The organism is Minwuia sp. IMCC3060, assembly GCF_029909435.1.
Taxonomy (GTDB): Bacteria; Pseudomonadota; Alphaproteobacteria; order Minwuiales; family Minwuiaceae; genus Minwuia.
Genome location: NZ_CP123782.1, coordinates 141,322 through 161,631 on the forward strand (window position 1 = coordinate 141,322; position 20,310 = coordinate 161,631).

Here is a 20,310-nt window from a genome sequence, read left to right on the forward strand (position 1 = left end):
TGCCGCGCTATCGCCTCAGGCTGGGCACCCGGGTCAAGCCCGGGCGCGCCGTGGGTTGGGAGCGGCTGTGGTCATTGTCGAGCCATCAACTGATCGAATCCTGCCTCACGCCGCCCGCGCGGCCTGGGTGAAGGCCTGCCACTTCTCGACCGGGTCGCCTTCCGGCACCGGGTAGTAGTAGGCGATGCGGTCGACGACACCGGTGTAGCGCTCACGGACGATCCGCCCGGCGTCCTTCAGATTGCCGATGACCGCGACCTGCTCCACGATCCTGTCCGGGATCCTGGCGGCCATCTGGTCCATCTGGCCGGAGCGCATCATCTGGCTGAGTTCCTTGCCCAGAGCACCCTCCCCGATGTGTTCCAGCACCGCGCGGTAGTTCGGGGTGGAGCCGTAGAAGGCGATCTGCATCCGCACATCCTCGACCGCCTTGTCGATCTCCGCCTGGGTCTCGCCGGACGCGATCATGACCATCGTCTGGATGTGCAGGTCATCGACGGACTTGCCGCGCGTCTTCGCGCCCGCGTCGATGGCGGGGCGCACCACGTCACGCAGGTAGCCGATGGTGTGGATCGGATGCGCGTGGAAACCGTCGGCGCATTCCCCGGCGGCGCGGCACATGCGCTCATTCACCCCGGCCAGATAGATGGGGATGTCGGGATGGTCGATGGGACCGGCGTTGAAGAACGGGTTCATCAGCGTGAACTGGTAGAACTCCCCGCGATAGTCCGGCTTGGTGTTGTTCTGGAAGTTGTCCCAGATGGCGCGCAGGCAATGCACATAGTCGGTGATGCGCTTTGCCGGCTGGTCGAAGGGCATGGAGAAACGGCGCTCGATATGCGCGCGGACCTGGGTTCCGATGCCCAGGTGGAACCGCCCGCCCGTCAGCCGCTGCAGGTCCCAGGCGGTCTGCGCCATGGAAAAGGGGCTGCGCCCGAAGGCGACGGCGATGTTGGTGCCGAGATGGATCTTCTCCGTCTGGCCCCCGGCGAGGATCAGCGGCGTGAAGGCGTCCTGCCCGGCCTCGAAGGTCCAGATGGCGTCAAAGCCCATCTTCTCCAGCTGCTGTGCGTGGGCACCAACGCGCTTGAAATCAAAGCCGCGCAGCTGCGTATCGATCTTGAGTGTCATGTTTCCGTTCCTCCCCAGGGCGTCCGACTGTCAGCCATTGTTTCGGGGGCAGGGGCCTGCTGGCAAAGGAAAAATGCGCGGATCAGGCCCGCAGCCGGAACAGCACGACCCGGATGCGCCACAGCAGCCGCCCCTCCCGCGCGTATCTCAGCCCGTTGCGCAGCCGTCGGCCCAGGGTCGCCAGCGTCAGCCGCAGGCGGGTGAGCAGCAGCGTCAGTCGGCCCGCCCGCGCGGCGGCCGTCTCGTCGATGGCATAGCCCTTGGCGCGCAGGACCTCTGCCGCGCCGGACTGGCTGAGGGCGATCTCGACAGCCGTCAGTTCCGTCCGCCAGGCCTCGATCCGGTCCGCGCGCGGCTTGCGCACCAGGTTCTGGTGCAGGTGGCGCTGGCCCTCCGGTATGCGCTGCAGATAGGCCTCCCCGTCCATCTCCCCCGGTGCTTCGAGCGCGGGCAGGCCGTCGCGCATCATGAAGGCGCGGATCCCGTCCAGCGTCGCTTCGTAGTCGGTGATCAGATCCTCGTAGCGGACTTCCAGCAGATCGGGGCCGGCGACCCGGTCAACCCGGCGGGCGTTCGCCGCCCAGCGACGGGCGGCGTCATGGGCATCCTCGTTCATCGCGGTCGCGGTCTCGGAACCCAGGGACTGCTTCTGGCTGCCGAAGACGCCGCGCGGATCGCGGATGATGTGCAGGAACCGCGCGCCGGGACTGGCCTGGCGCAGGCGGGCAATATGGTGGGTCAGGCGGGTTCCCTTGACCAGGTAATAGGGAATGTCTGCGCCCTGGAAATAGAGATCCAGCACGGCACGCAACACCGCGTCGAAGTCGGCAGGACGCGGCAGGTTGCCCAGCGCCTGTCGCAGCGCATCCTCGGTGATCTCCCACTCCTGGAACTTCCGTTCCCCCATGAAGATCCGCACCATGCGCTGCAGGTCGGCGTCGTCGCGCAGCACCGGCCCGGTCTCCAGCAGGTCGGCGAAGGTCTCCGTCTCGATGGTGACCCCGACCTCCGGGTGCAGGTCCAGACGGCTGGCGAGGAACGTGGAACCGGAACGGTTCTCGTACATCAGGAAGATGATCTGGCGATTGGGAAGCGGAATGGTCATTGCCTGCGTAACATAGCCTTCAGGGCGGACGGCGTCAGCGTTCTTGGATCGGGCAGGGACAGGGCGCCCGTCAGACGCCAGGCGAACCAGGTGTGCAGCGCCATGCGCCCGGTGATCGTGCAGGCCGTCACGATGGCGACACCGATCATGCCGTGGTCCTGCACCACCAGCAGGTTGGCGATGACGTTCACCACGAGGGCGCCGAGTGTAAGTCCAGACATCAGATTCTGGTGCCCGGTCATCTGCAGCATCATGCCTGGCGAGCCGACGATGGCGCTGACGGTCTGGCCTGCGGCGAGGATGATCAGCACGGTGGCGCCCGCCGCATAGGGCGCGCCGAACAGGATCACCATGATCGGCTCCGCGAAGAACAGCACCACGATGAACAGCGGCACCGAGACCACGGTCGACCATGTCGCGGCGGTGCGGGCGATGCGTTCGAAATCCGCGGCACGACCCTGCGCGTGAAGGGTCGCGAGCAATTGCGGCAGGGCGATATTGATGACGCTGAGGGCGAACAGCACCAGGTTCGTGACCCGGACTGCGGCCCCGTAGAACGCGACATCCTCCGCCGGGCGATAGAGGCTCAGGATCCAGACATCCGTGGCCTTCAGCACCAGCGCCCCGGCGCTGTGGATCAGGATCGGCGCTGACAGGATCGCCAGCTGCCGCATGCCGAAGGGTTCGGCGATGGCCGGGCCACCGGTGTGGCGGACCGCGAAACGCAGACAGACCAGCAGGGCCGCGAGCGCGATCAGGGCGGAGGCCGCCGCATAGGTGGTGACAGTGTCGCGCACGTCGAAACTGCCTGAGGCGAGCAGGACGGCGAGGGCGACGGCGAACACGATACCCTCCCGCGGTGCACTGAGCAGCAGTGCGCCTGCGCGGGTGCGCCCGACTCCGCGCAGGTAAGCGGCGCCGATTTCCTCCGCCGCCCGGGTCAGGATGATCAGTGCGGTCAGGCCGCCGATGGTCCAGCCGAGCGGGCGGGCGAACAGGTGCACCTCCAGCGTCGGCCAGAGCAGCAGGAACAGTGTCACGGTCACCACGGCCATGATGGCGAACAGCTTCACCGTGGCACGAAGCACATCCCGCGCCCGGTCCCAGGCCTGGATGCCCCCCGCGACACCGGCCAGCTTGGTCACGCCGGTCTGCATGCCGAAACTCTGGATCATCGCGCCCACAGCCATGATCTGCACGAAGACGGTGTAGAAGCCGAAATCGGCCGGGCTGAGCAGGCGTGTCAGTACCACGGCCACGGCAATGTTCAGCACGCCCAGCGACGCACGGTTCACCAGCCCGAACAGGGCCCCGTGGCGCAGGCGACTGAAGACCGAGATTTCCTGTGGTGGGCGGTCGATGGCGAGATGCTCCGTTGAGCGCGATTCAGGCGTGGAGAATCGGTTGCCTGCGTGGCCCTGTCCAGCGTCACGATCCGCGCAGGCGGTCGAGCCTGATGCGATGGCGGTTGTCTGTGAGGCGGATCACGCCACCCATGACCGCGACGATCAGGCCAAGCCCGGTGGCTCCGGCGATCAGGAACATCACCATCAGCTGATAGCGCACGGCCTGGTGCGGGTCGGCACCGGCGAGGATCTGGCCCGTCATCATGCCGGGCAGCGCCACGACCCCGGTGGCGGTCATGGCGTTGATGATGGGCACCATCCCCGCCGTCGCCGCGCGGCGCATGGCCGGCGTCATGGCCTGCCAGCGTGTGGCGCCGCTGAGCAGATGCGCCTCGATCCCCCGTCGCCGCGCCGTGACTTCTCCGGTCAGGGCATTGAGACCCAGGGCGATCCCGGTCATGGCGTTGCCGAGCATCATGCCGAACAGCGGAATGGCATAGCGCGGGGCGTACCAGGGGTCGGGACCGATCTGCACCGTCAGGGCGAAGACCGTGACGATGGCGGAGCCGAGCAGCATGGTCGTCGCCCCCAGTCCATAGCCCCAGAGGCCGGCGAACCGCCTCTCCTGCCGTGCCATGATCTCGTAGCCCGCAACCGCGGCCATGAAGCCCATGACACCGAAGGTCAGCCAGGCGGAGGCGCTGGTCAGGACGACTTCCAGCACCAGCCCGACAAGGGCGAGCTGTACCGTCATGCGCAGGGCGGCGACGAGCATGCTGCGCACGAATCCCAGTTGCAGGGCCAGCGACAGGCCCGCGTTCAGGACCAGGAAGATCGCTGCGAGCATGACCGCGCCATTGCCGGGATCGATGGTCATGTCGCCCCCCTGATCCGGCCACCGTCGATCTCCAGCCGTTGCAGGCCCAGACGTCGCGCCTGCTCCGGATCGTGGGTGGCCATCATCAGCACCAGCCCGGCGGCGATCATCGGGTCCAGCAGGGTCTCCACCATGTCGCGGCTGGTCTCGTCCAGGGCGGCGGTCGGTTCATCCAGTAGCAGGGCCTGGGGCTGCCGGGCCAGACCCAGCGCCAGCGCCAGCCGCTGCCGTTCCCCGGTGGAGAGGCGGTCGATGGGCTGATCCGGCCGGATGTGGTCGAGGCCGAGCGCGGCCCGCGTTCCGGCGCTGTCCGGCCCGGTCAGATGGTCCCCGACACGCTCCCCCCACCATCCGGGTTCGGCCGGGACATAGACGACGCGCTGGCGCCAGAGCGGCGCGCTCATGCCTGACCGGCTGACGCCATGCAGCAGGATCTCGCCCTCGTTCCGGTCCAGATCGACGATGGCCCGCATCAGGCTGGACTTGCCGCTGCCCGACCGGCCAACCAGCGCCACCGGCGCGCCGGGGCGCACGGCAATGTCCGCCACGTCGATGATGGTTGACGTGAGGTGTCGGATTTGCAGACCGGTATTCATAGCCACTCTTGCCAGCCTTCGCTGTCCCCTGGCCGCCACGATAGCCGAAATCACCGCAACGCGATGCACGTCCTCGTCTGAAGCGACACCACAGCACTTGCGAGCGGGCACGCGCATCCTGTACTTCCTGCGCCACGGCGACATTCAATGGCTTCAGGGGGACCAAGGGTCATGGACAAGGACAAGATCAACAAGGTGGTGCTGGCCTATTCCGGCGGTCTGGACACCTCCGTCATCCTGAAATGGCTGCAGACGACCTACGATTGCGAGGTTGTCACCTTCACGGCTGACCTGGGGCAGGGCGAGGAACTGGAGCCGGCGCGGGCCAAGGCGGAGATGCTGGGGATCCGGGAGATCTTCATCGAGGACCTGCGGGAGGAATTCGTCCGCGACTACGTCTTCCCCATGTTCCGTGCCAACGCGATCTACGAAGGCACCTACCTGCTGGGAACCTCCATCGCACGGCCGCTGATCGCCAAGCGCCAGATCGAGATCGCGCGTGAAGTCGGCGCGGATGCAGTGGCGCATGGTGCGACCGGCAAGGGCAACGACCAGATCCGTTTCGAGCTGGGCTATTACGCCCTGAACCCGGACATCAAGGTGATCTCCCCCTGGCGCGAGTGGGATCTGACCTCCCGGACAAAGCTGATCGAGTTCGCCGAACAGAACCAGATTCCGATTCCGCGCGACAAGCGCGGCGAGGCACCGTTCAGCCAGGACGCCAACCTGCTGCATATCTCCTCGGAGGGGAACATCCTGGAGGACCCGTGGGAGGAGGCGGACTACGACCTGATCCTGTCGCGCATGGTCTCGCCGATGGATGCCCCGGACACGCCGACCGAGATCACGCTGGACTTCGAGAAAGGGGATCCGGTGGCAATCAATGGCCAGCGCATGTCGCCCGCCACCCTGCTGGCGAAGCTGAACGAACTGGGCGGGGCCAACGGGATCGGTGCCCTGGACATCGTGGAGAATCGTTTCATCGGCATGAAGTCGCGTGGCGTCTACGAGACGCCGGGCGGCACGGTGCTGTTCCACATGCGCCGGGCCATGGAGTCGATCACGCTGGAACGCGGCGCGATGCATCTGAAGGACGAACTGATGCCGCGCTACGCAGAAGTGCTCTACAACGGCTTCTGGTTCAGCCCGGAGCGGGAGATGCTGCAGGCCGCCATCGACAAGGCATCGGAGCGGGTGACCGGTACGGTCCGGGCCAAGCTCTACAAGGGCAATGTCATGATCACCGGCCGCAAGTCGCCCAGGAGCCTCTATGACGAGGCCATCGTGACATTCGAGGATGATGCCGGGGCCTATGACCAGCGGGACGCGCAGGGCTTCATCAAGCTGAACGCGCTGCGTCTGCGGCTGCTGGGCCGGGAAAAATAGGCCATGCCCGTTGATACCAGCCGGGAATTCGTCGCCGTCAATATCGCGGTCATGACCGTCTCCGACACGCGAACGCCGGAGACGGACAAGTCCGGTGATGCCCTGGTGGAACGCCTGACCGTGGCGGGGCATCTGCTGGCGGCACGGACCATCGTCAGCGACGACATCGACCGCATCACCGGACAGTTGAACGACTGGATCGCGGACGACGGCATTGACGTCGTCATCTCGACAGGTGGCACCGGGGTCACGGGCCGTGATGTGACGCCCGAAGCCTTCGCACTGGTGTGGGAAAAGGAAATCGCCGGTTTCGGCGAACTCTTCCGACAGCTTTCCTACGAGAAGATCGGCACTTCCACGATCCAGTCTCGGTGCACGGCGGGTGTCGCCGGGGGCACTTACCTGTTCGCGTTACCGGGGTCGCCCGGCGCGTGCCGCGATGGTTGGGACATGATCCTTTCCACCCAGTTGGACATACGGTTCCGGCCCTGCAATTTCGTGGAGCTGCTGCCGCGCCTGACCGAACGCTGATTGCGGCATGGGGTGTGCATATCCCCTTGAAAAGCCTGTACGAAGCAGTCTGTTCTGGTATGTTGCGTGACGAGGAGGGACCCACTTTGAAAAAAATTCTCGGAATGTGTGTCGCGTCCCTTGCGCTGGCGGGCTTCAGCGCGCCGTCCCAGGCGGAACTGAGTGGCCCCTACCTGAGCGCCGGAGTTCTCGGGACATCGCCGCGTGACAGTGAGTTGACAGGTGCCAACGTGGGCGACCTGGAACTCAACCTCGGGCTGGGCGGACTGGTGGCAGCAGGATATCAGTTCGAGAGCGGTTTCCGCTTCGAGGGGGAGATTTCCTTCCGCCACAACGGTGGCGATTCCTTCAATAATGCCGCGACCAGTGGTGATCTCAGCAGCCTTGCCGGCATGGGCAACCTGATCTGGGAGTATGACAACAGTTCCGGCATCTATCCCTATATCGGTGCGGGCATCGGGCTGGCTCATCTCTCCGCCACCGATATCAATCTGGGTGCCCAGACACTGGACGACTCGGACTTTACAATGGCCTATCAGGGGCTGGCCGGCGTGGCTTTCGCGGTCACGCCCAACCTGTCAATGACGGCGGAGTACCGGTATTTCTTCACCGAAGACGCTGATTTCGTGAATTCGGCGAACGCCAACCTCCAGTCCTCCTATTCGAATCATACCGCGATGATCGGGATGCGTTACCGCTTCGGCTCCTCCCCGCAACGGGTGGTGCAGGCCGCGGAGAAGCCGGTCGTGCGTCCGATCGCGCGCACGGAACAGCCGCGTCCGCGGCGTCTTGCGCCGCCCCCGGCCACGCGTGCGGCTGAACAGACCCTGCCCGCCATCCAGGCGCAGGCCGCGATGCAGTTGCGCCAGACCTATGTCGTGTTCTTTGCCACCGACAGCGCGGCCCTGTCGCCCGAATCGCGGGGAACCGTCGCCAGGGCCAGCAGCCAGGCAATGGCTGACAAGGCAAAGCTGATCGAACTGACCGGTCATACCGACCGGGCCGGTCCTGCCCCCTACAACCTGCGGCTCTCGCAGCGCCGGGCGGAAAGTACGGCACTCGAACTGCGCAACAATGGTGTGACGGCAGAGATGAGGCTCTATGCCAAGGGCGAGACCGAACCGGAGGTTCCGACCGCTGACGGTGTCGCCAATCAGCTCAATCGCCGGGTCGAGATCGTTGTTCAGGGCGATGGCGACGGCATGATGAAGCAGCAGAACTGATCCTGCACCGCCGCTGTTCCGGACTGATCTGACAGATTCCTTGTCCACCATTCCGTTGGTGTGAACGCGGTTGACCGCACCTGCGTTCCATGGTGTTGTTTCCGGCATGGAACAAAAACAGAACATGACGGAGGCAAGCCCACGCGACAGGGGCCGGTCGGGGACGGTGGATTTCGATTTCACGACCCGTGCGGCACCCGATGCCGTCCGGGGACGCGGCGCGCGGTCCAACGCGGTCGGGCGATATGAGAGCGAGCAGCGGCTGACTGTCGATGACGGCTGGGGCGGGCCGGAGGAGTGGCAGGGACAGGGCCGCGCCATCCGCACGCAGGTCAGCGTGGATTCCTCGCGCAGCATCATCGCGCGCAACACCTCGCCGGACCTGGGTTTCGACCGCTCCATCAATCCCTACCGGGGCTGCGAGCACGGCTGCATCTACTGCTTCGCGCGGCCTTCGCATGCCTATCTCGGCCTTTCGCCCGGTCTGGACTTCGAGACCCGCCTGTTCATGAAGCCGGAGGCGGCGCGGCTGCTGGAGGCGGAGCTGCACCGACCCGGTTATGACTGCCGGACCATCGCGATGGGCACGAATACGGATCCCTATCAGCCGTTGGAACGGGAGCATGGCATCACCCGTTCGGTGCTGCAGGTGCTGCAGCGTTTCAACCATCCGGTCGGTATCGTCACGAAGTCGGATCTGATCCGGCGCGACATCGACATTCTTTCCGACATGGCCACGCGCGGACTCGCCAAGGTGGCGGTTTCGGTGACCACGCTGGATGCCGGTCTGGCGCGGCGGATGGAACCGCGCGCCGCGACACCCCGGAAGCGGCTGGATGCCGTGCGTGCGCTCAGCGACGCGGGGATCCCCGTCGGTGTGCTGGCCGCGCCGATGATTCCCAGCCTGAACGAGCCGGAGCTGGAACGCATTCTGGAGGCGTCGCGGGAAGCCGGAGCGACGGAGGCGGGATACATCATGCTGCGGCTGCCGCTGGAGATCGCCGACCTGTTCGGTGAATGGCTGGAGGATGAGGTCCCGAACCGGGCCGCGCGGATCATGAAGCTGGTGCGGGAGATGCGCGGCGGTCGTGCCTATGACGCCCGCTTCGGCCTGCGGATGGTCGGAACCGGTCCCTATGCCGCGCTGGTGGCGAAGCGGTTCAGGGTCGCGACCGCCAGGCTGGGTCTCAACGCCCGCCGCCTGCGCCTCGATCCGTCGCAGTTCGCGGTGCCGCCGGCGCCGGGGGACCAGCTTCGCCTGCTCTGAAACGCCACCTTGAGGTCGCGGTCGCGCGGTCGGTATGATCCGACAGGAAACGCGCACCCAGAACTGGATCGGGCATCGGCATGACGGAGCATACGGCAGAGGCAGGCAAGGGTACCGGGACGGGCTACATGTCCGGGTTCGGCAATGAATTCGCGACGGAGGCTCTGCCGGGCGCATTGCCCGAGGGGCAGAATTCACCGCAGCGTGCGCCCTACGGGCTCTACGCGGAACAGCTTTCCGGTTCGCCCTTCACCGCACCGAAAGCGACCAACCTGCGCACCTGGTTCTATCGCATCCGGCCCTCGGTGCTGCATACGGGGGCCATGGCCGATGTCGATCTGCCGCTGTTCCGCTCCGCCCCGACGGTGGGGGAAAGCAGCCTGCCCCTGAACCCGCTGCGCTGGGACGCCACCCCGCTGCCGGACGGTGCGGCAACCTTCGTCACCGGCATGCGCACGATCACGACCGGCGGAGACGTGGGGACCCATGTGGGTTACGCGATCCACACCTATGGCATCACCCGCTCGATGGTGGATGACTATTTCTACAATGCGGACGGTGAGTTCCTGGTGGTGCCGGAGCAGGGGGGCCTGCGGTTCCATACCGAGATGGGTATCGTCGCGATCCGCCCCGGCGAGATCGCGATCATCCCTCGCGGGGTGAAGTTCCGCGTGGCGCTGGAGGACTGCGAGACCGCGCGCGGCTACGTCTGCGAGAACTACGGCGCGCCCCTGACCCTGCCGGAACGCGGTCCGATCGGGGCCAACGGCCTCGCCAACCCGCGTGACTTCCTGGCGCCCGTGGCCGCATGGGAAGACAAGGACGGCATGGATTGCACCGTGACAGTGAAATGGTGCGGCCGGTTCCAGCAGTGCCAGCTGAAGCACTCACCGCTGGACGTTGTCGCCTGGCACGGCAACTACACCCCCTGCAAGTACGACCTAGATCGCTTCGCCCCCGTTGGCGCGATTCTGGTGGACCATCCGGACCCGTCGATCTTCACCGTCCTGACCTCGCCCACCAGCGAACCGGGTACGGCCAACGTCGATTTCGTGATCTTCCCGCCGCGCTGGCTGGTGGCGGAGAATACCTTCCGCCCGCCCTGGTACCACATGAATGTCATGTCGGAATTCATGGGGCTGATCCATGGCGTCTATGATGCAAAGCCCGAGGGGTTCGTGCCCGGCGGCATGTCGCTGCACAATTGCATGATCCCGCACGGACCGGATCATGATGCCTTCAACGCTGCGTCGTGGAAGGAACTCGGACCGGAGAAGCTGGGCAATACCATGGCGTTCATGTTCGAGACGCGGTTGCCGCAGCATCTGACCCGCTATGCCTCTGACCTGCCCACACGGCAGGAACGCTATTTCGATTGCTGGCGCGGGCTGGAGCGTAACTTCGACCCCGACCGGCGGGACTGGACGAAGGACTGATCAGTCGGGGGCCTCGCACCCGGTCATGCGCCGATGGAGCCGCCAGGGTGTGGTGAAAGGGCCAGCCTCGGTCCCGGTCAGGTGGGCGATCGTGGCGACGCAGGTGAACAGGCCCCGGAATTTCCACGTCCGGGGCTGCCTTGCATCGACCGCCACGACATGTGCCCGTCCGGCCGCCACGGCAGCCCTCAGTTCGCTGATCACGCTGGTGCTGTGGAGGCAACCGACCGCAAGCGTGTCACTTGCCGGATTGACCATCAGCCAGCGATGATCCGGTCCTTCCGGGCTGATGGCCATGACATGCCGGTAACCGGGCCGCAGCGGACGCAGAAGCAGGTGCAGCAGCCGGACCCGGAGGCTTGCGCCGGGACCAGGCCTTGCAGGATCGATGAAGATCACCAGCCACAATCGTTGTGTGGGTGTGGTCGGCAGGGTGATCAGGCTGAAGCGTCGGCTGGCAGGGGCGGCCATCATCTGAGCTCCATTCACGATGCCGGGTTCATCAGCAGTCATGCTATGCGCGCTGCCGAATTGCGTACCCGCGCCGGATGGGGAATGCTGTGGACCTATTCCGGGGAGGGACAAGATGACGAAGCTGGCAGGCAAGGTGGCGCTGGTAACCGGCGCGGGGCGCGGCATCGGCCGCGCGGTGGCCATGAAGCTGGCGTCCGAGGGGGCGCGGGTCTTTGCCAATGACCTGGATGCGGAACCGATGCAGGACGTGATCCAGGCCATCGGTGACGCCGGTGGCGTGGCGGCAGGGCTTGCCGGATCGGTCACAGGAGACGGCTTTGCCGACGAGCTGGTCGGCGGCGCGCTGGATGCACTGGGTGGCCTCGACATCATCGTCAACAACGCGGGCTATATCTGGAACTCGACGATCCAGAACCAGACGGATGAGCAGATCGCGGCCATGCTTGACGTCCATGCGGGCGCACCGATCCGCATCCTGCGTGCGGCCCAGCCGCATTTTCGCGAACGGTTCAGGGCGGAAAGCGCGGAGGGGCAACGGGTGGTGCGGAAGGTGGTCAACATCTCCTCCATGGCTGCCGTCTACGGCATGCCTGCCGCCGTGTCCTATGCGGCGGGCAAGGGGGCCGTGGTCGGCATGACGAACGGGCTGGCGCGGGAGTGGGGGCGGTTGCAGGTGACCGTGAATTCGGTCGCCTTCGGCTATATCGACACGCGCCTGACCCAGAGGTTCGGCAATGCCCACCCGACCATCGAGGTCGAGGGCCGGGCGCACAAGGTCGGCTTTCCTGAGGAGCAGCAGGAGGATCTGACACGTCTGATCCCGCTGCAGCGGCTCGGCACTGCCGAGGACGCTGCGAACGGGGTCTATCTGTTCTGCATCCCCGAAAGCGATTACATCACGGGCCAGACGCTGGTGGTCGGCGGTGGTCTCACCACCGGCTGAGTGCAGGCCCCACAGGATGAAACGGATCGGCAGGTAGCGGATGACGGGAATGACGGAAACCGTGCGCGGTGTCGTGCGGGCGGACCAGTGCGATCACTTCGGGCACATGAACGTGCAGTTCTATGATGCCGCCCTGTCGGACGGTTACTTCCACATGATGTCGCTGATCGGTCTGCACCGGCAGGCGATACAGGACCGAAAGCTCGGGATCGCGGCGACGAAGATGGAACTGAACTATCGGCGCGAACTGCGCGCGGGGGACCTGTTTCGCGTGGAGACCGGCTTTCTGGTGTTCGAGCCCGGGCGGGTCATCACGGCGCACAGGATGACGCGTCTGACCGATGGCAAGCTGGCGCTGACGGCGCAATCGATTGGTACGCCGATTGACCTGGCACTGCGTCGTCGCACGGAACTGCCCGACGATGTGGTCGCATTGGCCAGCCGTTTCATCTGCACGGCGGAGGATCTGGCGGCATGAGTGACGACACCGGGAGCTGGGAAGGGCTGCCATCGCTCTGGCGCGGCACCTTCAACCAGTGGCAACGCGGCCTTGGCGTGCATGTGAACATCCAGCATACCGCGCACGCCATCGACGACGCGCGTCAGGGCTGGCTGCTGCAGGCCGGCATCAATCCCTTTGACGCCCGGTCGGAGGGGGTCGGCTTCGGCGCCCGCCGCCTGCGGATCGACTATCGCCGGGAGATGGCCGCCGGGGATGCCGGTTTCATCGTTGGCAAGGTGGCCGAAACGGCTGATGGCCATGGAAGACTCAGCGGTCGCCTGCTGCGCAGTCACGATAATGTCGTGCTGACCTGCTTCGAGACGGGGATCGACCGGTTCGACGTCGAAACCGGTGCGTTCCTCGAGCCGGTGGTCATGGGCGGCGCGGAACCTGTGGCGCCCTTGCGCGCCATGCCGGAAGTCACGCACCCGCCCGCCCGTGATCCGGCAATGCGGCAGAGCTGGCTCGGGACGGTGGAGACCCGTGATGGCGACCCGTCCGGTCGCATGACCCCGCGGGCCCTGTTCGATGTGGTGACGCGGGGTCTCTGGGCGACGCAGATCGAGGCTGGTCTGACCCGCGATCTGGTGACCGGGTCGCATTTCGCATCAGGCGTCAACGCGCTGCAGGTCACCCAGTTCCATGTTCCGGCCATGGGCGATCTGCTGACCGCCCACACCGGCCTTGTCGGTTTCGGCAAGCGGTCCTGCAGCTTCCGGCACCTGATTCACGACGTGGGAAACGACCGTCCGATTGCTGTGGTCGACTATGTGCTGGCGTTCTTTGACCGGCAGACGGGGCAGCCCGCAACGCCGGGAGATGAATACAGGAAAAGGGCCGAGAAGCTGTTGATGCAGCCCGTCGCATGACCTCTGTCATCAATGCGGTCCTGCCCCTGTTCGCGATGGTTCTGGTCGGTTTCGCGGCCATGCGCTTTCGCCTGATGGGGGAGGCCGCGCTGAACGGCCTCAATACCTTCGTCTATTTCTTTGCCCTGCCGGCAATGCTGTTCTTCACCATGGCGCGGGCGCCGATCCTGGACCTGTTCGACTGGCGGGTGATCGTGGCCTACTCCGGCACTTCGGTGACGGTCTTCCTGATTGCACTGCTCGGTGGGGCGGCACTGTTCCGCAACACGTTTCAGGAACGCGCGGTGATCGCCGGGGCATCGTCGTTCGGCAATATCGTCTATCTGGGCATTCCGCTGGCCCTGGCTTCGCTTGGCCCCGCCGCCGGGCCGCCGGCAGGCATGATCGTGGTGGCAGACAATCTGATCATCATCTCCCTGACCATGTTCTGCATGGAGGCTGCGGCCCCGGGGCCGATTTCCGTACCAAGGCTGTTTGCCCAGGTGTTCAGGGGGTTCCTGCGCAACCCCTTCATGATCGCGATGCTGGTCGGCGTGGTCATCGGCATCCTCCGGATTCCGATCCCGGAGCCGGTGGATCGCTTCGGCAGTCTGCTGGGCGGTGCCGCCGGGCCGTGCGCCCTGTTCGCGCTTGGCGGGTCGCTCTATGGCCGCCCCATCGCGGAGGGCAAGGGGGAGGTCGGCTTCGCGGTGGTCCTGAAACTGGCGCTGATGCCCCTGCTGGCCTGGGTGGCGGGCGCCCTGCTGCTCGATCTGCCCGACGAGACGGTGGCGCTGATCGTTCTGATCGCCGGGTTGCCGTCAGGGGCCAACATCTTCGTGCTTGCAACGCAGTATGGCGTGGCCAGCGCACGTGCCTCGACGATTGTCCTGGTCACCACCGGGATAGCTGTCCTGAGCGTCTCCGGCATCCTGATCTACATGGGCGGCTGAGCCGTCCGCCGGAACCGGCCTAACCCTTTTCCCGTATCAGACGCTGTTTCTGGCGGTTCCAGTCGCGGTCCTTCTCCGTGGCCCGCTTGTCATGCAGCTTCTTGCCCTTGGCGAGACCGACCGACAGTTTCGCCAGCCCGCGATCATTGAAGTAGAGCTTCAGCGGCACCAGGGTCATGCCCTGCTTGTTGCGGGCGCCGGCGAGCCGCTCGATCTCCTTGCGTTTCAGCAACAGCTTGCGGCGGCGTGTCGGTTCGTGATTGTGGCGGTTCCCTGCCTTGTACTCGGGGATATGCGCGTTGATCAGCCAGAGTTCGTCACCCTCCGGTGACGCATAGGATTCCGCGATGTTGGCGCGGCCCTGGCGCAGTGCCTTGACCTCGGTTCCGGTCAGGACGATCCCGGCCTCCATCGTATCCTCGATGAAGTAGTTGTACCGGGCCTTGCGATTTTCCGCGATTGTCCGTCCCACGAGGCAGGCGTCCTTGTACCGTGTTGGAAGGTTCCCGCCGCGATCCCGTCAGCAGCGGGACCGGGGCAGGAGCCCGTTCAGTTCAGCAGTCCGGCATGACGCAGCGCGGCGTCAACCCGGTCGCGGGTTTCCTGGCCGACGGGGACCACGGGCAACCGGACCTCGTCCGACACCTCGCGAACGCGCGACAGCGCATATTTCACCGGGGCCGGGCTGGGCTCCAGGAACAGCGCGACATGCAGCGGCATCAGCCGGTCCTGCAATTCCAGCGCGGTGGCGTAGTCACCGGCCAGGCAGGCCTCCTGGAAGGCTGCGCAGAGCTTCGGCGCGACATTGGCGGTCACCGAGATGCAGCCTCGGCCACCATGCGCCATGTGCGCCAGCGCGGTCCCGTCCTCGCCCGAAAGCTGGATGAAGCCGGTACCGCAGGTGATGCGCTGCAGCGAGACGCGGTCCAGCTTCGCGGTCGCGTCCTTGACCCCGATGACCTCCGGCAGTTCTGCCAGACGGCCCATGGTCTCCGGCGTCATGTCGACGATCGACCGGGGCGGGATATTGTAGATGATGATCGGCAGGCCGACGGCGGCCACTTCCGCGAAGTGACGGTACATGCCTTCCTGGCTCGGCTTGTTGTAGTAGGGCGTGACCACCAGCGCGGCGTCGGCACCGGCTTCCTTGGCGTGGCGGGTCAGGGCCACCGCCTCCAGCGTATTGTTGGAGCCCGTGCCGGCGATGACCGGCACACGACCGGCCGCAGCCTCGATGCACAGTTCCACCACCCGGCGGTGCTCCGCGTGGCTCAGTGTCGGGGATTCGCCGGTGGTGCCGGTGGGCACCAGGCCATGACTGCCTTCCCTGATCTGCCAGTCACAATGGTCGCGAAAGGCCTTCTCATCGACGGCGCCGTTCGTGAACGGCGTGATCAGTGCCGGTATCGACCCCTTGATGTCCATGACTTTCGCTCCCAGGATTTCGTTGACCCGCGCGTCTGCGGGCCGCGCACTTCTAGTGCATTTGTATTTGTACTGGCAACACCGCGACAACCGCATTGTGAAGACGGTTGGCGGTTTGCATCGCTATTGTAGCGCGGATGATTCGAATGATGGAGCCATCTGTCGTGTTTCGCATCCGACTGTTGCCCGGGCTTGCCGCTCTCTCCGTGCTTGTGGTGCTGGCTGTGCCCGGGGCGTCATCCCGGGCCGGGACCACGCCTGTGCCACCGCCCAACCCCTTCCGTGCGGACTCGCTTCGCAGTGGTGAGCTCTCCAATGCGGATGTCATCGCCTACCGTGCCGCCTTCGCGGCCGGACAGCGACATTTGTGGGAAACGGTGCCGCTGCTGCTGGCGCCCGTGCAGGATCGGCGGCTTGTGCCGGTGCTGGACTGGCTGCGGATACGCAACGGACGGCAGGACGATCCGGATGCCATCCGGCAGTTCATCGCGGAACAGCCGGACATGCCCGGACACACCAGGCTGGCGATCCGCCTGGAAGAGGCCGTGCTGGCGACCGAGGATGCGGCGGCGATCAACAGCCACTTCGCCAGCCGGCCTGCGCTGACGCGGCTGGGCAAGCTGCATCTCGCCCTGGTACAGAAGTCATCGGACCCGACCGGCGCCACGAAGATCGCGCGCGACCTCTGGCGCGATGCGGATTTCGACCTGGCTGATGAGCGCAGGCTGCTTTCCGGCTTTCGCAGCGGGCTGACAGCCGAAGATCATGCCGCGCGCCTGGACCGGTTGCTGTGGTCGAAGCACCGCGCCGCCGCGACCAGGATGTTGCCGCTGGTTCCCGACGACCTGAAACGGCTGGCCAGGGCGCGTCTCGCCCTGATGTACAGGCGTCCGAATGTCGACAGCGCATTGGCGGCAGTGCCCGCGCACCTGCAGCGCGATCCCGGACTGCTGTATGACCGGACCCGCTGGCGCCGTCGTGCGGGGCGGCATGAGGGGGCGCAGGAAATCCTGCTTTCCGGTCCCGACCATGGCGCGCGTCCTGACCTTTGGTGGATCGAGCGGCGCATACAGATCCGCGAGTTGCTCGCCGATGATGCCTACGAGAAGGCTTGGCGCATTGCCAGCGAACACGGAATGGAGCGCGGTGCGGCCTTCGCCCAGGGCGAGTTCGAGGCTGGCTGGATCGCGCTGCGCTATCTGGACAGGCCGCGGATTGCCCTGCGCCACTTCGAGACCCTGTTCGACAATGTTGCCTATCCGGTCAGCCGCGCTCGGGGGGCCTACTGGATTGCCCGGGCGCACCAGGCGCTGCAGGACCCGGCCCGTGCCGCCGAATGGTTCCGTCGCGCCGCCACCCATGTGGGCACCTACTATGGGCAGCTGGGCCGGCTGGCCATTGGCGGCGGGCGTCTGGAACTGCCGGCGGAGCCTGCGATCAGCGCCGCCGCGCGCGCGGAATTCGACCAGTTGCCGCTGGTGCAGATAACGCGGCTGCTGGTGGAGGTCGGGCAGGACCATCTGGCCCGCATGTTCCTGACCCACATGGGGCAGTCGGCAACCGGTGCCGAACGCCGTCTGCTGCTCGGGGACATGGCGCAGCGGCTGGAGCGTGCCGACCTGCAGGTTCTGGCGGGCAAGCTGGCGGCGCTGGATCAGGTCATGCTGCCTTCCATCACCTGGCCGCTGACTGCGGACCTGACTGGTGATCTGGAGGTCGGACCGGCACTGGCCCACGCCATCGCGCGGCAGGAAAGCGCCTTCAACCCGAAGGCCGTCAGCCATGCGGGCGCACGCGGGCTCATGCAGCTGATGCCAGGCACCGCGCGGCTGGTCGCGCGGGAGACGGAAGCGGCGTACCAGCCGCGCCGTCTGACGGATGATCCGGCCTACAATGCGCGATTGGGCAGCACCTACCTGGCGTGGCAGATCCGTGACTTCGATGGTTACCTGCCGATGGCGATTGCCGCCTACAATGCCGGGCCGCATCGGGTGAAACGCTGGATCGAGGCACATGGCGATCCCCGCAACGGAACCGTCGACCCGGTCGACTGGGTGGAGCGCATTCCGTTCTCGGAGACGCGGAACTATGTCCAGCGGGTGCTGGAGTCGCTTCAGGTCTATCGCGTACGCATGGAAGGCGGTCATGACCTGCGGCTGGCACGTGACCTTGGTATCCGCTCCGACGGTCTGCGCATCGTGTTGCGTTGAGGGTTGGGCAAGGGGCAGCCATGGGCCGCCCGCCACCGCCTGGTTGGACGATCAGGTGCGTGAAGCGACAACAGTGAGCTTTGGTTGCTTCGACGAATTCGGGACCACGATATCGGCGGGAAACAGCAACCGCACGGTTGTGCCGACACCTTCCTGACTTTCGATGCGTACGGTTCCGCCATGCAGGCGCATCAGATTGTCGACGATGGCGAGTCCCAGGCCGGTCCCGGTCTCACCGGTTGCGACATAGTCGTTGCGCGCCTGCTGGAACGGCATCATCACCGCATCGAGCTGGGCGCTGGGGATTCCAACCCCCTCGTCGATGACGGCTATCTCGCAGGCGTCCGGTTGCAGCCGCACGCGCAGCAGGATCTCCCGACCGTTGGGCGAGAACTTGATGGCATTGGAAAGCAGGTTCACCAGCATCTGGCGCAATGCCTGCGGATCGACATTGATCAGCAGGTCCTGCGGCACGTCCTGACGCAGGGTCAGGCCCGCCGTCTTCAACTGGAACTCGATCAGCGGATGGGTCTCGCGGAGGATGTGGGCAAAGCGCGCATCCTCCCGCGTCAGTTCCATCTTGCCGGCCTCGATCTTCGAATAGTCCAGCACCTCGTTGATCACGGTCAGCAGATGCCTGCCACTGGTGCTGATGTAATTCGCGTACTCCTGGTTCCGTTCCGGCTTGTTGACGAAAAGGGTGATCATTTCCGAGAAGCCGATGATGGCGTTCAGCGGTGTGCGCAGTTCGTGGCTCATGTTGGCCAGGAACATCGACTTCGCCCTGTTGGCCGCCTCGGCCCTGTCGGCCAGGTGTTCGGCATTCAGCTTCGCGTTGCGCAGGTTCTGCTCGCGTTCCGACAGCATGCCGACGAGATAGCGCAGGGACTGTCCGATATCCGCGATCTCGTCCTGGCCCTGTACCGGGATCTCGACCCTGTCCCCATCGACGTGACGCAGGATTGCCCGCTGCAGTTCCGAAAGGCGTTTCAGCACGCTCAGCCGCAGGTAGGCGAGCAGGCCGAGGATCAGGGCAACACCGGCCAGAAAGGCAAAGAGCAGGGTCATTTCGCTCTCCCGCTCCAGCTTGCCAAGTTCCGCGTTCCGGCTGTCGATGCGCTCCTGCATGGTGTGGAACAGGTCGGAGACCGAACTCGTCAGTCGACTTGAAAGGCGCTTGTTGCGGGAAAGCAGCCCATTTTCCTGCGCCATCAGCGCCAGCCGCACCCGGGCAAGTTCGAAGACATGATGGTTGCTGCCGAGATAGCGCGACAGCCGCCAGCCAAGCTCCTTCAGTTCGGCGGCGCGCAGGCCCGCCTCCGTGGAATCATCCGCTGCGCCGAAATCGTTGCCGCTCAGGCCCGTGAGTCCGGCGTGGCGGCTTGTGACATACTTCTGCTGCGCGCGGTCGATCTGGAAGCGGCTCTCGGCATTGCCCACGGAAACCATCGACTCCAGCGCCCAGCCGAGGTTGATCAGCCATTCTTTTCCGAAGGCGGAATCGCTGGACTGTGACAGGCGGTCCGTGATCTCGTCGGTCAGGCGATCCGCCTGGTCCAGGATGCGCTCGATCTGCTCCTCAGTCCGGATCCGCCTGGCGACGATCAGGCTCAGTTCCGCAAGGTTCTCGCGCATGCTGTCGCGGTTCTCGCTGACCTGCAGCACAAGGCTGCGATCTCCGATGCCGCCGGCAAGAGGTCCGAGGTCGAAGGTCTCAAGCGCCTCGTCCAGGGCCTTGATATTGTCGTCGAGCCGGTTTGCGATCGTCATGCGCACATAGTCGGACTTGCTTGCCACCAGTCGCGAAGCGGTTGCCCCAATGGAGCTCGAGATGCGGTCAAGACGCGCCGCGCTGGTCAGCTTCGGGATGGTCCGGGTCGCGACACTGTCGTAACCGTCTGCCAGACGCGTCAGGGAATAGAGCGCGACACCGCCTGCCCCCACCATGACCATCAGGGTCAGGACAAGCGCAGCAGAGAACTTGGTCGAAACCGAAACCTTCCGGTCAAGCCGTGTCAACGCGATGCCTCCCGGCCGCAGATGCTGATTCCTGCATG

At 65.5% G+C, this 20,310-nt stretch carries 19 protein-coding genes; 10 read left to right on the forward strand and 9 right to left on the reverse strand.

What is annotated here, in order from left to right; all coding sequences use genetic code 11:
- Nucleotides 1-105: 105 nt before the first annotated feature.
- From QGV54_RS00635 to QGV54_RS00655, 5 genes are all read right to left on the reverse strand, one after another.
- Nucleotides 106-1,131, reverse strand: a complete 1,026-nt coding sequence (locus QGV54_RS00635) for a TIGR03617 family F420-dependent LLM class oxidoreductase (protein WP_281018815.1) — start codon at nucleotides 1,129-1,131, stop codon at nucleotides 106-108.
- A gap of 82 nt (nucleotides 1,132-1,213) precedes the next feature.
- Nucleotides 1,214-2,236 (reverse strand): sulfotransferase, encoded by a 1,023-nt coding sequence (locus tag QGV54_RS00640; RefSeq protein WP_281018814.1) that lies wholly within the window; start codon nucleotides 2,234-2,236, stop codon nucleotides 1,214-1,216.
- A complete protein-coding gene (locus QGV54_RS00645; protein WP_281018813.1) occupies nucleotides 2,233-3,531 on the reverse strand; it encodes an MATE family efflux transporter in 1,299 nt (432 codons plus the stop codon). The genes QGV54_RS00640 and QGV54_RS00645 overlap by 4 nt, the downstream gene beginning before the upstream one ends.
- 133 nt (nucleotides 3,532-3,664) lie before the next feature.
- A complete protein-coding gene (locus tag QGV54_RS00650; protein ID WP_281018812.1) occupies nucleotides 3,665-4,459 on the reverse strand; it encodes an ABC transporter permease in 795 nt (264 codons plus the stop codon).
- Nucleotides 4,456-5,055: an ABC transporter ATP-binding protein gene (locus tag QGV54_RS00655; protein ID WP_281019848.1), complete on the reverse strand. Its 600-nt coding sequence runs from the start codon at nucleotides 5,053-5,055 to the stop codon at nucleotides 4,456-4,458. The genes QGV54_RS00650 and QGV54_RS00655 overlap by 4 nt, the downstream gene beginning before the upstream one ends.
- A gap of 171 nt (nucleotides 5,056-5,226) precedes the next feature.
- Between QGV54_RS00655 and QGV54_RS00660 the strand changes: the two genes are divergently transcribed.
- The 5 genes from QGV54_RS00660 to hmgA all read left to right on the forward strand — a co-directional run bounded on the left by QGV54_RS00660 (nucleotide 5,227) and on the right by hmgA (nucleotide 10,898).
- The gene (locus QGV54_RS00660; protein WP_281018811.1) at nucleotides 5,227-6,441 is read left to right on the forward strand and encodes an argininosuccinate synthase; all 1,215 of its coding nucleotides are present in this window, start codon (nucleotides 5,227-5,229) and stop codon (nucleotides 6,439-6,441) included.
- 3 nt (nucleotides 6,442-6,444) lie between these two features.
- Entirely contained in the window at nucleotides 6,445-6,972 is a 528-nt protein-coding gene (gene moaB, locus QGV54_RS00665) for a molybdenum cofactor biosynthesis protein B (protein WP_281018810.1), read from the forward strand.
- 86 nt (nucleotides 6,973-7,058) lie between these two features.
- Nucleotides 7,059-8,195 (forward strand): OmpA family protein, encoded by a 1,137-nt coding sequence (locus tag QGV54_RS00670; RefSeq protein ID WP_281018809.1) that lies wholly within the window; start codon nucleotides 7,059-7,061, stop codon nucleotides 8,193-8,195.
- A gap of 124 nt (nucleotides 8,196-8,319) precedes the next feature.
- Complete coding sequence (locus QGV54_RS00675; RefSeq protein ID WP_281018808.1) at nucleotides 8,320-9,462, forward strand: PA0069 family radical SAM protein; 1,143 nt, start codon at nucleotides 8,320-8,322, stop codon at nucleotides 9,460-9,462.
- A gap of 80 nt (nucleotides 9,463-9,542) precedes the next feature.
- Nucleotides 9,543-10,898: a homogentisate 1,2-dioxygenase gene (gene hmgA / locus QGV54_RS00680; protein ID WP_281018807.1), complete on the forward strand. Its 1,356-nt coding sequence runs from the start codon at nucleotides 9,543-9,545 to the stop codon at nucleotides 10,896-10,898.
- Here the strand turns inward: hmgA and QGV54_RS00685 are convergent, their stop codons facing one another.
- Nucleotides 10,899-11,411, reverse strand: a complete 513-nt coding sequence (locus QGV54_RS00685; protein WP_281018806.1) for a hypothetical protein — start codon at nucleotides 11,409-11,411, stop codon at nucleotides 10,899-10,901.
- 73 nt (nucleotides 11,412-11,484) lie between these two features.
- Here QGV54_RS00685 and QGV54_RS00690 point away from each other — a divergent pair, with 73 nt between their 5' ends.
- Genes QGV54_RS00690 through QGV54_RS00705 form a run of 4 tightly spaced genes read left to right on the forward strand, consistent with a single transcriptional unit; the run spans nucleotide 11,485 to nucleotide 14,618 of the window.
- Nucleotides 11,485-12,315 carry an SDR family oxidoreductase gene (locus tag QGV54_RS00690; protein ID WP_281018805.1) on the forward strand — a complete coding sequence of 277 codons (831 nt, stop codon included), beginning with the start codon at nucleotides 11,485-11,487 and terminating at the stop codon, nucleotides 12,313-12,315.
- Nucleotides 12,316-12,355: 40 nt separating this feature from the next.
- A complete protein-coding gene (locus QGV54_RS00695; protein WP_281018804.1) occupies nucleotides 12,356-12,793 on the forward strand; it encodes a thioesterase family protein in 438 nt (145 codons plus the stop codon).
- On the forward strand, nucleotides 12,790-13,686 hold the full coding sequence (locus tag QGV54_RS00700) for a hypothetical protein (RefSeq protein ID WP_281018803.1): 897 nt from the start codon (nucleotides 12,790-12,792) through the stop codon (nucleotides 13,684-13,686). The genes QGV54_RS00695 and QGV54_RS00700 overlap by 4 nt, the downstream gene beginning before the upstream one ends.
- Nucleotides 13,683-14,618 (forward strand): AEC family transporter, encoded by a 936-nt coding sequence (locus QGV54_RS00705; protein ID WP_281018802.1) that lies wholly within the window; start codon nucleotides 13,683-13,685, stop codon nucleotides 14,616-14,618. Before QGV54_RS00700 ends, QGV54_RS00705 begins: the two co-directional genes overlap by 4 nt.
- Nucleotides 14,619-14,637: 19 nt before the next feature.
- Here the strand turns inward: QGV54_RS00705 and smpB are convergent, their stop codons facing one another.
- The gene (smpB, locus tag QGV54_RS00710; RefSeq protein ID WP_281020038.1) at nucleotides 14,638-15,090 is read right to left on the reverse strand and encodes an SsrA-binding protein SmpB; all 453 of its coding nucleotides are present in this window, start codon (nucleotides 15,088-15,090) and stop codon (nucleotides 14,638-14,640) included.
- A 77-nt stretch (nucleotides 15,091-15,167) separates the two neighbouring features.
- Nucleotides 15,168-16,043, reverse strand: coding sequence for a 4-hydroxy-tetrahydrodipicolinate synthase (dapA, locus tag QGV54_RS00715; protein WP_281018800.1), 876 nt, complete (start codon nucleotides 16,041-16,043; stop codon nucleotides 15,168-15,170).
- Nucleotides 16,044-16,189: 146 nt separating this feature from the next.
- Here dapA and QGV54_RS00720 point away from each other — a divergent pair, with 146 nt between their 5' ends.
- A complete protein-coding gene (locus QGV54_RS00720; protein WP_281018799.1) occupies nucleotides 16,190-18,253 on the forward strand; it encodes a lytic transglycosylase domain-containing protein in 2,064 nt (687 codons plus the stop codon).
- Nucleotides 18,254-18,304: 51 nt separating this feature from the next.
- Here the strand turns inward: QGV54_RS00720 and QGV54_RS00725 are convergent, their stop codons facing one another.
- Nucleotides 18,305-20,272, reverse strand: coding sequence for an ATP-binding protein (locus tag QGV54_RS00725; RefSeq protein ID WP_281018798.1), 1,968 nt, complete (start codon nucleotides 20,270-20,272; stop codon nucleotides 18,305-18,307).
- Nucleotides 20,273-20,310: the final 38 nt, after the last annotated feature.